At 37.8% G+C, this 15,078-nt stretch carries 8 protein-coding genes; all 8 read right to left on the reverse strand.

Going from position 1 to position 15,078, the window contains the following annotated elements; genetic code table 11:
- Nucleotides 1–27: 27 nt before the first annotated feature.
- Entirely contained in the window at nt 28–3,450 is a 3,423-nt protein-coding gene (locus K5G00_RS17990) for a family 78 glycoside hydrolase catalytic domain (RefSeq protein ID WP_238767575.1), read from the reverse strand.
- A gap of 11 nt (nt 3,451–3,461) precedes the next feature.
- The gene (locus K5G00_RS17995) at nt 3,462–4,847 is read right to left on the reverse strand and encodes an FAD-dependent oxidoreductase (protein ID WP_238767576.1); all 1,386 of its coding nucleotides are present in this window, start codon (nt 4,845–4,847) and stop codon (nt 3,462–3,464) included.
- Between the two features lies 1 nt (nt 4,848).
- Nucleotides 4,849–5,880 (reverse strand): sialidase family protein, encoded by a 1,032-nt coding sequence (locus tag K5G00_RS18000; RefSeq protein WP_238767577.1) that lies wholly within the window; start codon nt 5,878–5,880, stop codon nt 4,849–4,851.
- Nucleotides 5,881–6,734: 854 nt separating this feature from the next.
- Nucleotides 6,735–8,408: a SusD/RagB family nutrient-binding outer membrane lipoprotein gene (locus tag K5G00_RS18005; protein ID WP_238767578.1), complete on the reverse strand. Its 1,674-nt coding sequence runs from the start codon at nt 8,406–8,408 to the stop codon at nt 6,735–6,737.
- 9 nt (nt 8,409–8,417) lie between these two features.
- A complete protein-coding gene (locus K5G00_RS18010; protein ID WP_238767579.1) occupies nt 8,418–12,062 on the reverse strand; it encodes a SusC/RagA family TonB-linked outer membrane protein in 3,645 nt (1,214 codons plus the stop codon).
- Between the two features lie 143 nt (nt 12,063–12,205).
- A complete protein-coding gene (locus K5G00_RS18015) occupies nt 12,206–13,249 on the reverse strand; it encodes a FecR family protein (RefSeq protein ID WP_238767580.1) in 1,044 nt (347 codons plus the stop codon).
- A gap of 102 nt (nt 13,250–13,351) precedes the next feature.
- Nucleotides 13,352–13,915, reverse strand: coding sequence for an RNA polymerase sigma-70 factor (locus K5G00_RS18020; protein WP_158870458.1), 564 nt, complete (start codon nt 13,913–13,915; stop codon nt 13,352–13,354).
- Nucleotides 13,916–14,095: 180 nt separating this feature from the next.
- Complete coding sequence (locus K5G00_RS18025; protein WP_238767581.1) at nt 14,096–15,070, reverse strand: metallophosphoesterase family protein; 975 nt, start codon at nt 15,068–15,070, stop codon at nt 14,096–14,098.
- Between the last annotated feature and the right edge of the window lie 8 nt (nt 15,071–15,078).

Consider the following 15,078-nt stretch of genomic DNA (forward strand, 5'->3'; position numbering starts at 1 on the left):
GAATTTTAGACAATATACTTTTTATTGTTATTTCTGAAATAAAACTATAGCCGGTACATCCTGTTTTTTTATCCCCGGGCCAGCATATTCCAGCTGTAAAAACAAACCACCGCCGGCCTGAAAATAATCCAGTTGAATGTTGTGTAAACCCGCTTCCAGCCTTATTTTATTACTCTTTTCCAATTCAGCTCCATGTAAACCATTATGATTCACTACCTGTTTTTTATCTATGTACAGGCAACTTCCATCATTCGAGTGAATATAAAATTCATATTCCCCTGCTCTTTCTATCTTTAGTTTTCCGGTAAAACGCAACGCAAATTCATCTTTTTGCGGGTTTATTTTGTCCAGACCAAATGCATAAACAATACCAGTTTTATCACTTTTCAATTTTGAAAAATCGGGTAGCTCCGTCCAGACGCCTTCGTAATACTGGTAAGTCACCCCGTTCACCTCAGGATTCATAAAACTGACCTTATTGCTTTTTGCAAAACTACTTATATATCCATTTTTAAAAGACTTTGCTTTTACTTCAGCCGGTTGCTGCAAGTAAAATGGATGAATAAAAAGCATTGAGGTGGTGTCTGGCTCAGAACCGTCAAGTGTATAAAAAATATTTGCATCGTCAATACCCGACGAAATATTAACTTTCACCGAGTCGCCGACTGAAGCCAAAGTATCTCTTGGCGCAATTACGGGTGCCGGAAGAATGGGTTCTTTCATCATCTTTTTGGCATCTTTTGATACAAAATTGTATTTCCCGGATTGTACTTCAAAAACAGCATTTTGTTTCTCCATTTTCACAAACTGAATAAACGGATTTTTTAAAATTGATTTACCTCCCTCGGTAACTGCTTCCATACTCTCAGCCGGCACATAAACAGTTGCCCACGTGTTTGCGGGAACTGTTACATCGAAAAAATAATCGTTACCTTTCCATTCCCACTTCGAAGTAATATTACCATAAAGCGAAGGATAAGAAGCATTTACAAATTGCAAACTCTTAACCGGATAAGGCCGGATGATGCTGTGTTTAAACCCAGGAAATTCCTCATCGGGAGAAATGCCTCCCAGCGATTGGAACAACCATTCACAAACACTGCCAAACATGGGGTGACTGTGGGATGCATCTCCCTGCCAGGTTTCCCAAAGGGTAGTGGCTCCGTTTTCAATCATATAGCCAAACGATGGAAAGTCGCGTTGTGTCATTATAGTGTGTGCAAGATCGGACCTTCCTCCCTGTGTTAAAACATCTAACAGTAATGGCGTTGCCAATATTCCAGTATCAAAATGAACCTTATTCTTTAAAACATTCCCGATGAGATTTTTAAAAACTGCCTCCACCTTATTTTCTGAAGTAATCCCAAAACCCAGCGGAAAAATATTAGCTCCCTGTCTCCCAATTGAGTAATTTGAGCTTTCACCATTGAACCAGGTTGAATTGATTACGTAACGAGCATTTGTAGCTAACTGCGAATAATATTCTTTATCGTTTTCTTTCTGAAGTACATTAGCTACTTTCTCCATCAACCGGCAACAATGAAAATAATAACAGGTATTTACAAAATCAGGCGGAACCTCAACGGCTTCCGGCGGAACCCACTCTCCTAACCCTTGATTGGCAAGAATTCCATTTTTATCAAGGGAATTTTTCATGTATTCAATCCAATGTTTCATTCCCTCGTAATGTTGTTCCAGAATGCGCACATCGGCGTAAAACTGATACATGTACCAGGGAATAATGATGTAAGCAGCCCCCCAGGCAGTTCCGCCACCTCCATCCTGATAAGGCGTGGTATTGGGAACGTAACCGGTTTTGTGATTTTGCGCGTCTCTTATGTCATTTAACCACTTGGTGTAAAAAGAGGCCATATCAAAATTATAAATTGCCGCCTTTGCTGAAATCTGTCCATCACCTGTATATCCACGACGCTCACGATGCGGACAGTCACTGGGAATACCTCCGTGCATATTTCCCAATTGTGTCGACTGATAATTTTTTAGAATTTGATTCAATAAGGGTTCCGAACTTTCAAAACTTCCTGTTTTTTGTACATCGGTATGTACGACTCTGCCTTCCAGATTATCAACAGTAAGCTTTTCAGGGAAGCCGCTCACTTCCACATATCTGAAAGCATGCCAGGTAAAACGAGGCTCCCAGATTTCGGTTCCTTCACCTTTTAAAATATAGGTATCAGTCTGTGCATACGTCGGGCCGAGCTCCTCAACAAAACGAAGCTTAACCTCTGTTCCTTTGGCACCTAATAATTTTAATCGAGCCCACCCTGAAATCATTTTTCCTAAATCGAAACGGTAGATACCCTTTTCAATCTCAACAACCGAAACAGGTTTGATGGTTTCAGTCACGCGGTCAGAAGGTGACATTTGCGCTTTTATCATACCTGTAGGGGAACGCACAATTGATGCACTTCCCCAGTTTGTATCGTCAAATTCCGGAGCATCCCACCCCGGCTGTTCCATTCTTGCGTCATAAATTTCACCACTGTGTAACCCGTTATAGCAAATCGGGCTTAAAGAGGTCTTCCAGCTTTCATCAGTTGCTATTATTTGTTTTGAACCGTCTGTGTATTCAACTTCAAACTGAGCAAGCAACCTTGGAGTATCATACCATAACCAATTGTCTTTTGGCCGATCCGCCTGAATATACCAACCATTTCCGAGCATAACGCCTAACGCGTTTTCACCCTGTTGCAGGTTTGGCGTAATATCATAAGTTTCATACAAAACGGTGGTTGTCATGTTCCCAACTCTTGGCTCATCCCATTTTTGCAAATCACGGCGATCGTAATTCGTTTGATTGGGCGAAAGCACATGGTTGCCCACTTTTTTGCCATTAATGTATAATTCGTAATAACCAAGACCCGAGATGTAGACGCGTGCCCTTTTTATCTTCTTTTGAATCTGAATCTTTTTGCGAAACAACGGTGAAGGTAACTTCCATTCCTCTTTTGATAGTAAATCCGGAGCACCAATCCAGTGACTTTGCCAATCCTCTTTATTTAAAAGTCCCATCTCCCAATACGCTGACTGACTCCAGTTTAACTTTTTTCCTTTTTCATCCCAAACCTGCACTTTCCAGAAAACTTTCATTCCTGAGTTCAGAGGTTTCCCATTATATTCCACCTGAATGGATTGACTGCTTTCTATCTTACCGGAATCCCAAAGATCCGGAGTTTCGTTTTTCAGGAGATCCATATTTGTTGCGGCCAGTATTCGGTAAGCTGTTTGGCCTGCGCCATTCTCCGTACTTTCCATTCTCCATGATAGCCGTGGATGCACCACATCAATTCCCAAAGGATTGACCAGGTATTCACATTTCAGATCAACAATTTCTTTTCCTTTTTCCTCCTGTCCACATGAACCAAGAAGCAAGGTTAAAAGAATGACCGGTAAAATAAAGTAATTATATTTCGGTTCCTGATGTTTCATATTCATTGGCACTATCCATGAACGCGATAAATTTGTTTTGACACATCGAGCTGAGCTCCCCGGCCCAATACTTCTTTCTGAATTTCTTTATAGTCCAGTTTTCTGACCTTTGTATTCTTCAGAACAGCCATCCCGGCAGCAATACCTGTTGCCTGCCCCATCATGGAGCAGGTAGTAGATACCCGCGCCGAAGATAATGCAAGCTGTTCAGCCGATAAACAACGTCCGGCTACCAATAAATTATCTGCATCTTTTGAGATCAGGCATCGCATTGGAATCTGGTAAGGAGGCACATTTAATTGATCTTTTGGAAGAATGTAGGTTCTTTTGTCATCGGTCAGACCATGCCCGTCGAGATAAAACGTACCGCGGGCAACTCCGTCATCAAATGTTTTCCCAGCACGTAAATCGTCCACCGTTAAAATATAATCGCCTTCCACACGGCATCCTTCCCGAACCCCAATCATTGGCGCGCTGTGGGTTAATCTCCAATTTTTATTTTCAATCTTCTGATAATAACTAAGCACATCCATTGTACGCCTTCGAGCCTGTATCTCCGCATTTGTAATTCCTTCGGTGGAGGTTGAATCAAACATGGGAATTTTGATTTTCAATGCTTTCCCTCCCGGTCCATCGGGCCAAACACTAACCATTGGTAAATCTTCCTTGCTGGTGATTTGAGTTGGCCAGTTATCCGGTACCTGAATGAGAGAATCTTCTTCATTCACTTCCCTCACAAAGGCCATTTTTGACATCGGCAATTGGTATCCTGTTTTTCCATCGCCCTTCATTGTAGAGACTCCTGCATATCTTGCCATATCTGCATCTCCAGAGCAATCTATATATACTTTCCCGCGTACTGCTTCCAGTCCGGATTTTCCGCAAATGATACATTCTTTAATGTCATTTCCTTTTGTCAATACATCTACAAGATGCGTGTGAAGCAAAATTTTCACTCCTCTTTCCAGCAAAATTTCCTGTAGTACCAGTGAAAGAATCTCGAAATTAAAAACAGTTTCCCGAGCTCCTTCCCCTATAGAACTGTATCGTTTTAAATCTTTTAAAATCTGGTCAAATACTTCTCCTTGTTCCTCAATTTGACCACAAAAATTAGCTACCCCTCCTGTTGTAAGCATACCGCCCAAATTTGCGAAACGCTCGATTAGAATAACCTTTGCGCCCGAAACGGCTGCTGATGCTGCAGCTGAGACACCAGCTATTCCACCTCCAATCACAACCACATCAGCTTCATAGCGAAGTGGAATGTTCCTTTTGTAATCTATACCATCGCCTGATTTTAGTTCCTTTTCGAAGTCTCCGGCATCGGTTTTTGAAAACAAACCGGTCCCCAAAGCAGCCAACACCCCCTTTTTTATAAAATTCCTCCTTCTGTACATTTTACATCAGTTTCAAGTGAACGTATTTTACTGTCTTACGATTGTAAGTGTACGTAATGTGAATTGTTCCGTCGCTGCCTTCAATAATAGCTGGATAACTAAATTCACCTTCCGGCTGATCTTCCAAAACAATCAGGTCGAACCAATTTTTTCCGTCGGCTGAGATTTTTACATCAATTTTATTGCGGCCTTTTTCAATGGGATTCGAAATAAGCAGGTGTAGACCATTTTTTATTGTCACTGCATCAATTCCCGAATTGTTATTCACAAGAGAAGTGGCTTCTATCGGTGACCATGTTTTTCCATTATCTGAAGACCACGTTTCAACAATTTTCTTTTCCTTACTGCGGCACAACATTTGAATTTTTCCTTCCGGATAAAAAAGAATGGTTGGCTGAATGGCGTTAAAACCATTATTATCAATATCAACTTTTTTCCAGTTTTCCAGATCCTCATCCGAAGTCTCCACATAAATATTCCACTTTTCTCTCGTCTCAAAACTTGTTGGGTACAGAATAGTCCCGTCAGACAGATTTTCTGGTTTGTTTTTTATTGGCCCTAACAAATTATCGGGAATCTCAACCGCTTCCGACCAGGTGTTTCCGTTATCGGCAGAAACTTTGTATAATCCCCACCATTCGCGTGGGCTCGGACCGACCTTGTAATAAAGGACAATTTCTCCGTTATCAGTTTTAAAAAGAACCGGATTCCAGCACGGATAACGCAAAGTATCATTTATTATTCCATCGGCAACAAGTACAGGAGTGCTCCACCTGCCATCTGTTAATGCAGAAGTATAAATACAAACATCCGGATTTTTTTCGCGGGTTCCACCAAACCATGAAGCAAGAAAACCATCTTCCGTTTCAACAATTGTAGAAGCATGACATTGTGGAAACGGAGCTGTTTCATAAATAAATTCGGCAGTGAGAACTTCGGCTTTTACATCTTCGGGAGCGGGTGTCTTCTTACATGAAAAGAAAGTAAATATTACCGCGATACTGATTAAATAAATGATTTTCAATGATTTCATTATTGTATTTATTTATTGTTCCGGAATCATGGTTGTTTGATACATGAATTACAAAAGAAATTTAATTAACAGATTTTTGCTTCTCAAATCTTCTTAAAAACACATTGAATTTTAACCCTTTAGTAAAAAAATAAAGCACAGAAAAACAACGTTCAATGAACTTTATGTTATTTCAAATCTAATACAAAGAGTGAGGCACAATTACTACACCCTCCAAACCAGGAAGATTAAAAAAACCATTCAATTTTGAGAAACCAGCCTTACTTTCAATACTTATCAAGGCCAGACTGCTTTGCCATTTATACATTCCGAAGGTTCATTCCTTTTAAACGATGGAACACTTTGTTACGCCAATAAGATATAAACTTGTTCCCGTCTTTCAACCTGCAAAATAACAATACAGGTTGCTTCAGCATCTCATGCCATACATATTAAAAAGCCGGGGTCAGGAATACAAACAATTTGCGAAATTTCTAAAACTATACATTTTGCAGAACAAAGCCATTTCGTTGCGCGCCATGGAGACTTGTTCGGTATTTATAAAAACAAAATCGAGGATGGTATTTTTGTTGTCTGACACCAGAGCGGTGAAGCAGAAACAACACAAGCTCCTTAAATTCTCTATCTATTTTTTAGTTTTGCTGAAGGTTAACATTTTTTCAACATCACAAATTTACTCTGCTAGTGTTGAAAAATCCAAAAACTAAAAAAGTATCTCCTTTGCAAACAAATGCTCCAGAGATACTCTCTTTATTAAAAACTTAACCAAATTTGTCGAGTTTAATTAAAAGAAAAAGGACATGCCTGACACAGAAGACCAGTTCATACAACATCCTTTTTCCTAACAGGAAAAATTAATAAGGCTTCTCGGTACCTTGTAGCAACCACATTTTTGAGTACGAATGATCATTTGACTGATTTGATGGCACATAGCTTGTTTTCAACAGGTTTGCCACTGCTTCCTCATATTTTTCCACATATTGAGGATCAGCAAATGGCTCTGGATAGGCGACCCTTAAAGGCAATGCGGGGCCATATGCAGGATTTGCTGCCGGTTCAAAATCAGGATAACCAGTTCTTCTCCAATCAAACCATGCTTCAGCTTGCAACCAAAGTGCAATCCACTTTTGTGTTAAAATGAGTTCATGTTTATTCGTTATTGAAGAACTATTGTAACTAACTGTTTGCTGATTGTAAAATTCCTCAAAATCAAACCCCTGAGCTTCCGACAATATCTTGTATTGCTCCATAGAAGCTTCAATTCCCGCTTTGTAATGCTCTTCAACACTTGAAACTCCATAATCTCCTAAATAAGCAGCTTCTGCCAAAATAAATTCAACTTCAGCATAAGTAATCAACGAAGGATTGACATAGTCATTACTATTTTCAAAATAGATGGGTGACAAATAGGAAATATATGTGCTTCTTTCATCAGGATAATCTCTGACGCCATCGCCTCTGTTATAATTTCCTAAAAATTCAAGATTATCATACCCAATAGGTAATCCTACATATACAGAAGTATCAAGACTTGTATTATTAGTTGGCAAAATGGTCATTTCATAACTATCGCCAAAAATATCGATGTAATTCACGGTTGTTTCTTCAGTTGCTGTAAAATCCCATTTTCTTTCTACCGGATTTACCCAACGTTGAAGCCTTGGATCGTTTCTCTCTTTCAAATAATCAACCAATGGTTTTCCTGGTTTGAATGCATACGGTTTGTTTGAAGATCTAACAGAACCGCCAGCAGCAGAATTATCTTCCGACAAGCCCAAAAGCACCAATGTTGCATTATCATCATTACTTTCAAAAACCTTACTTGCCGCATCATTAAATTCGTTTACTGTGTTAATACCCAGTTCGCCTTTTTTATTGTCTAATCTCAAACAGTATCTCAACCTCAGCGAGTTAGCAAACTTTATCCATTTATCCCGCTCTCCTCCATAAAGCAGGTCTGAAGAAGCTAAGACACTCAATCGAGAATCCAATCCTTCAAGAATTTCTGATGCCGTTCTTAAATCCGTCAAAACCCCTTCATAAACATCCTTTTGTGCATCATACTTTGGGAACAACAAACTGGAATTCGCTTGTAATGCTTCAGAATAAGGACAATCACCATATAAATCTGCCAACAATCCAAAAATGAAAGATTTCATTATCAGTGAAGCAGCCATAAAAAATTGGTTACTCTCTTCTTCTCCTGCTTCATACATTAATTGATTGGTTCTTAAGATATCATAATATCCGCTCCAGGACCCCTTTCCCCATTGATAGCAATTCTGATTTGCGGCATTAAATTCTGTTCCTCTTTGCGTGTATTGCATTGCGCCAGCAATATCAGTATGTTCATTAACCAAATCATAAAATCTCATTGTTGTTTCTGAAATCACATAAGACAACAGATAATTAGGTGAAACTTCCTCTGCGTTATTCGGACTCACATTCATGTCGTCAAAATCATCATGACAAGATTGAAAAATTTGTCCCAGAAATATAATTGTTAAAATCAAACTTATTTTTTTCATGACTACTAATTAAAATTCAACATTAAGTTTAACTCCATAAGAACGAGTCCAAGGTGTAACATTGTAATATTCAGCACCCTGAATCCATGTATTTCCATTTGAGATAAAAGCGAGCTCCGGATCAACCGGTATTTTTGCTTTTGTCCAAGTGAACACGTTTTGTGCAATTAAAGACAGTGATACATTACTCAATTTAGCTTTTTGTATCCACTGCTGAGGGAACTTATAAGTTATTGACAACTCTCTTAATTTCACATAACTGGCACTATAAATATTATTTCCTCCATAATATCTTGTTGAACGTTTATTCGCTTCAAAAGGAGTCATCCATACCGTCTCGTCACCTCCTAAGTTTTCGATATATCCTCCGTTACCATCTTCACGAACACCGGGAATAAAACTTGCGTCGTTAACGTAAACCGTTTCGCCTGTATTCTTATTCACGTATGACCTTGAATTCCGAGTCGCTTCATCGGGCCATTCAAATCCACCATAATCACCGGTTCGGCCACCAACCCAAAGGTTAAAATATTTATCAGGGTTATCTTTAATTTGTTGTACTATGTCTTTATTTCTATCGTAATCTACGCCTGAAAAGGTTTCTTCAAGCCACCCGTTATTTCTGAAAAACTCCATAGTTCTGGAATAGAACTCTCCTCCTGCTCTCCAATCAAAATTAGCAAACAAACTAAAATTTTTGTATCTAATTGTGGGTTGTATTCCCATCAAAAATTTATGGTTAAAATTACCAACCTTTTCCATTTTTTCTTCCCGGTTATCTTTTTGAGGTCTGCCATTTGAAGCAATTATCGGATAGTTATAATATTCTGACTCCTCATCTTCCACTTTCAAATAAGGATAGGCATATATATTTCCAATATTGTCTCCTACGTAACTTCTTAACCTTACCTCTCCAACAGAACCAAACTGATAATATGATATACCATCGGCCAGCTCAACAATTTTCGTCCTGTTTCTGGTCAATGTTATTCCCAAACCAGCAGAAAAGTCACGTTGTCTTACTATATCGGTATTTAAGGATACATCCCATCCTTTTCCCTGAACAAGGCCTGCATTAATTTGCTTTGCAGTGGCTCCTGATTCGTTTGGTATTGAGATACTAAGTACCTGGTTTTTATTGTCTACTACATAATAAGTAGCATCCAGGTTAATCCTGTTTTTCAGAAAAGAAAGATCCAAGCCAATTTCTTTTGAAGTTGCTATTTCAGGTTTCAATTCCGAGTTTCTCAATGTTCCAGGCATATACATCTGTTTTGCTTCTCCCCAATCGGCAGCAGTGGCATAATACTGAGTTAATGCATAAGAACCAACATCGTTACCTACCTGTGCATATCCAGCTCTCAGTTTTGCTATATCAACCCAGGATGGTAATTGAAATAATTCATTAACCAGAAAGCTTAAAGAAGCTGATGGATAGAAATATGATCTATTGTCCTTTGGCAAAGTGCTCGACCAATCGTTTCTTGCGGTTAAATCCAGATAAATCATATCCTGGTATCCTAATGAAACGGAGCCGTATATACTATTAACTGCTTTTTCTGCCCATAAACTGTTATAAGATACAGTTCCCGGAACTCCGTTCGAAACTGTAAATAATCCGGGCAATACAAGTTGAGATGCCTGGTTAGAAATGGCATCATCGTAATTATATCGGAGGTTCCCTCCAACATTTGCTGTAAGGTTTAAACCGTCGATAATACTCTTATTGTAGGTAAACATCCCTTCCCAGTTTTCCTCTTTTGCCAGAGTTCTTTGAATGGAATATGCTCCATTTGAATTATCGTAATCACTCCAGGCAACTTTGGCCTCATTTCTTTGATTTACTACATTTGTTAAGTATCTAACCATGAAATTAAGATCTTTAAATACCTCCCAATCCAACTGGAGCTTTGCCATGGTTTGATTTCGTTTAAAACCATTAAGATTCTCGTAGATATTGAAATAAGGATTATTTTGTTTGGGCTTAGTTTTTCTCTGCTGAATATTCTCCTGACCATCTAACCAATAATCTTTCAAATCGAGGATATTAACCTGCACTCCCATTTCAAGAACAGATCTGGAGGGGTCGCGACGACCTGTACTGATATTTTGTCTATTGTCCGATCCAGCCTCTGAAATATTAATCACTGCACTAACCTTTAAATTATCAGTAAGATCAAAACTTCCGTTCATACCTATTGTTTTTCTGGAATAGTCGGTATTTGGCAAAATACCTTCATTCGTCAGGTTCCCAATGGAAACGCGGAAATTTGCTTTTTCATATTTACCGTCAAAAGCCAGGTTATTCGACTGGCTAAAACCGTTCTGATAAAAATTCTGCTGTCTGTCTGGATAAGCAACCAAAGGTTGCAACGATGTGCCGTCATTACTTAAAGTTGATTTATCCCACTGGTAAGAATCAGGAAATGTTCCATCAAGAATAGCTCCCCACGATTCGTTTTCCTGTTCCCCTAAACTATATGCACCTTCCTTACCGGAAGCGAATTTCGACTGAAATGGAACAAAATGATAGGGATCGTCGAGAAGAAAAGATGAATTAAAAGAAACTCCAATTCCTTTTTTTGCACCTTTTCCTGATTTGGTTGTAATAATTACGACACCATTTCCAGCCCGGGAACCATATAATGCAGCTGCACTTGGTCCTTTCAAAATGGACATGGACTCAATATCTTCCGTATTCAGGTCAGAAATAGCGTTTCCCATATCAGCATCCTGATAGTTGTTATCAATACCATTATCCACCGGAACACCATCAATTACAAACAAGGGCTGATTTTTTGTATTTAAAGAACTCGCCCCGCGAATAACCATATTTACAGAAGAACCAGCAAGACCATACATTTGTGAGACCTGGACACCTGCAGCTTTTCCAGCGACCGCATTCAATACACTTCCCTGAGAGGTTTCAGTCAGTTCATCTCCCCCAACCTCTCCTACGGAATATCCCAGAGACTTTTTCTCTCTTGTTATTCCGAGGGCAGTAACAACAACCTCATCAATACCAACGGCTTCTTCGGCCATTATTATATCAATCGTCGTTTCATTGCGGACAACAACTTCCTGCGTTTTTAACCCTATAAAGGAAAAAACAAGAACGTCGTCTGCTGAAATATCAGTTAATGTATAAACTCCGTTTATGTCAGAAACTGTTCCTTTGGTAGTTCCTTTCACGGAGACCGAAACTCCGGGAATTGACTCTCCTCCGCTATTTGTTATTGTTCCGGTTATCGTTTTAAGTTGCTGCACATTTTCTTCTCTGAATGCAATATTGGTCAGCGCAATCTGTCGGTTATTAATCTTATAAACGATATTGGTATTGTCGAAAATTTCATTTAATATTTCCGTTACCAACTTATTTTTTGCACTGACAGAAACGCGTCTTTCCACATCAACTTTATGCGCTTCATACATAAAATAAAACTCCGATTGGTCTTCAATTTTACCCAATATACTTTTTATCGTGGCATTGGAAAAATCAATATCCAAACGGGTGGTTTGGGAATAAGATCCAACAGCCAGAACCTGACTGATAAAAATGATGGTTACGAATAATGTTGCTCTCATTTTTCTAAATAGTTGTGATTTCCAGAGCATAGAAACCCCGGTAATCAACACAAAATGTTTTTTTTTCATAAATTTGTTCTGATTTATTTTTTACAATTAAATTATTTAGGCCTCTCTTTGAGCTAAAAAGAGGAGGCTCCAAAAAAGACTAAAGGGGATGTTGGCGCATCTCCTTTTTTTGCAGTTTTAGTTTTTTCTCATAAGCATCTTTTCTATTTTTTTTGTTTTTTACCGTAACTTACTTCTATTACTACCGGCACTTGCGGGTTATGGCTGTAATATATTTTGTAAGATACATCACAGGTATATTCAATTAGTTTAAAGATCTCTTCAAGACTTTCATCTACAATTGTTGCATTAAAAACTAAATTGTAAACATCGGGAGTATTTACATTAATTTTCACACCATACCAGTGCTCAAGTTTCGAAATTACTTCTTTCATGGGCGTATCTTTAAATATTAACACACCATCTTTCCATGAAATATATTCATAAGTATCAACTTTCTGCAAGGATAATATTTTCTTCTGTTCGTCGAATTGAGCCATATGTCCCGGTCGCAAATCCAGGGGTTGAAAAAGATTATTTATGTGTGTCAATTCAATTTTTCCTTTCTCCAGAATGACATTAACCTTATTGTCTTCAGGAAAAGAACAAACATCAAATTCTGTCCCTAAAACTCTTACTTTTAAGTTGCCACAGCTTACAATCAAGGGAATTTCTTCATTTCTTTGAACCTTAAAAAAAGCTTCTCCGTCGAGTTTGATATTTCTGTTTTCAATTGAAAATTTATTACTGTAGGATAATGTTGTTTGAGAATTTAGCCAAACAACTGAGCTGTCCGGTAATATAATTCTGGAGGTCTGCCCGTTTTCCGTTACAAAGGAGGTAAAAAACTCCGGGGTAGTTATCTCCGAACCTTCTGAACGATTAAAATAACCAAACAAACTTCCCGATAAACCTGCTAACAATATGACAGAAGCAGCTAACTTCCACCTTGATATTTGTTTTCTTAATTTTATAGCAACATTTTTCTCTTCATATTTTTTCCAGGCTCTTTCGAGATCTATACTTTCGAAAGCTTCAATGTTTCGGGCTATTTCTCGTTCATCCGTAAGAATTTTGAATTTGGCTTCATTTTCAGGCAACTCATTTATCCATGAATGCAGCATTTCCATTTCATTACCGGACTCTTTCCCTGTAATAAAATTTCCAATGATTTTTCCAATTCTAATTCGATCTAAGATCTTTGCCATTTGACATGGATAAGTTTGAATTCTTTAACTAAGAAACGAGCTTAAGCAAAAACCGGATTACACGGAATTAATATTTTTTTCAAATTTTTGCTTTCCCTAAAATTACAATTGGCGAATAAATTTTGAAGGTTTAAAGAAAACAGCAAGTTTTGCTCTTAAAACTTTGTATGATCTGGCCTTATGTGTTCGAACAGTATTTACTCCGATGTTTAGTTGCCCTGCAATTTCTTCATTAGAATTATCATTCATCGACAACAATAAAACTTTTCGTCCCATTTCAGGAAGTTTATTTATTTCCCTGTAAATAACGCTGTACGTTTCGTTTTTTAATACCTCATCCAAAAAAAACTCGCTTTCATGGCAACTGTTCTTTGTTAAATCCATGTATTTTTTTTCCACCTTCTGATGCTTTAAATAATCGAGGCAGGAATTTCGAACTGACTTGTAGAAGAAAGCTTTTAACGCTTTTATATTCAGAAACACATTTTGCCGCTCCCAGAAAGAAATAAACACATCCTGAACAATATCTTCACAGATACTTTTGTCCGCAATATATTTTTCAGCAAAAACAGTTAAAACCGGGTAATATGAATAGAAAAAATCTTTAACGAAAATGTGATTTCCATCTTCAAATCTGATTTTTATATCTTTAAAAGTCTTTTTCATTAAGCATGTTACAAAAACAGACTCCAAACAGTGCTAAATCGTTTTAATTCAATGGTATAATATTACACATAATTTATTAAATTATGTAAACATTAATTTAACAAATATCAATAGAATTTTAACCCACCCGACTTCATGTAGTAAGATTTAATGAAAATGCAGTTTAAATGTAACAAAAAATTATTCAGAGAGTGTAAATTTCAGTTTGCGCGATGATATTTCCGGCCGCATGTATTTCTTCATCTGTTCGGGGTACCCCAATTCCCATGGAGACGGGCCAACCCATTCAGATTTTTTGCCTTTTATTTTAATATAACCTTCCTTTGAAATTTCGATAACAGTGAACAAGGGCTCTTTAAACGGAGCTGTATATTTAATCCATTTAAAGTTTTTATCCACCTCCTTATTGTAACGAATATACTCATAATCTTCGCCCAGCCAATGATACGACATGGAAGTAATAGTGACGTACCATATTTCATTTATTCTTTCAGCAAAATCCCAGTGCGAATGCCCATTGAAACAGGCAATTACTTTTTTATCCGTATTTTTGGAATTATGTTTTTCAAAAATTGCCTGTACTTCTTTGTAATTTTCAACACCATAATCTTCTTCTGCACCATGATACAGTTGTAACCCCTGGTGTGAAAAAATAATTACAGGATGCATAGAATTTGCCAGGTCACTTTTTAGCCATTCGATCTGTTTGGGTCCTACAAATTGTTTATAGCCTTTATCTTCGGGATTTTTTTTGTCGTTTCCATCAAGTACGATACAGTGAAAACCATTTTTGTCAAATGAATAATAGCCCGACTTCATTTTTCGAAACTCAATGGCGTCCTCTCTTGAAGTCCCGCCATCCATTTCGTGATTTCCTATTACATGATACTTCTCTCCCTTGAAAGAGTTCCAAATATCAAAATAATGAAGATATTCTTCTTTGGGAATTCCAAAATCACCCAATTCTATTATAAAATCAGGATTAATCGCATTCATGCTGTCAATAAATGTTTGAATACGGTATTCTGCATCGTGCATGGTTGGCAGATGAACATCTGTACAGACTCCTATGGTAACAATGTCATCGTTCGTTCTATTGCAGCACGAGATAAAAAAGGCAACACATAAAATCAAAAGCTTTATTTTGTATTTCATAAGAAGAA

This window comes from Maribellus maritimus (genome assembly GCF_022267315.1).
Lineage (GTDB): Bacteria > Bacteroidota > Bacteroidia > Bacteroidales > Prolixibacteraceae > Draconibacterium > Draconibacterium maritimum.

What these genes read in the sequence shown, in the direction of transcription:
- K5G00_RS17990 (WP_238767575.1), bottom strand. Translation starts at nt 3,450, where the DNA reads ATGAAACATCAGGAACCGAAATATAATTACTTTATTTTACCGGTCATT.
- K5G00_RS17995 (WP_238767576.1), bottom strand. Translation starts at nt 4,847, where the DNA reads ATGTACAGAAGGAGGAATTTTATAAAAAAGGGGGTGTTGGCTGCTTTG.
- K5G00_RS18000 (WP_238767577.1), bottom strand. Translation starts at nt 5,880, where the DNA reads ATGAAATCATTGAAAATCATTTATTTAATCAGTATCGCGGTAATATTT.
- K5G00_RS18005 (WP_238767578.1), bottom strand. Translation starts at nt 8,408, where the DNA reads ATGAAAAAAATAAGTTTGATTTTAACAATTATATTTCTGGGACAAATT.
- K5G00_RS18010 (WP_238767579.1), bottom strand. Translation starts at nt 12,062, where the DNA reads ATGAAAAAAAAACATTTTGTGTTGATTACCGGGGTTTCTATGCTCTGG.
- K5G00_RS18015 (WP_238767580.1), bottom strand. Translation starts at nt 13,249, where the DNA reads ATGGCAAAGATCTTAGATCGAATTAGAATTGGAAAAATCATTGGAAAT.
- K5G00_RS18020 (WP_158870458.1), bottom strand. Translation starts at nt 13,915, where the DNA reads ATGAAAAAGACTTTTAAAGATATAAAAATCAGATTTGAAGATGGAAAT.
- K5G00_RS18025 (WP_238767581.1), bottom strand. Translation starts at nt 15,070, where the DNA reads ATGAAATACAAAATAAAGCTTTTGATTTTATGTGTTGCCTTTTTTATC.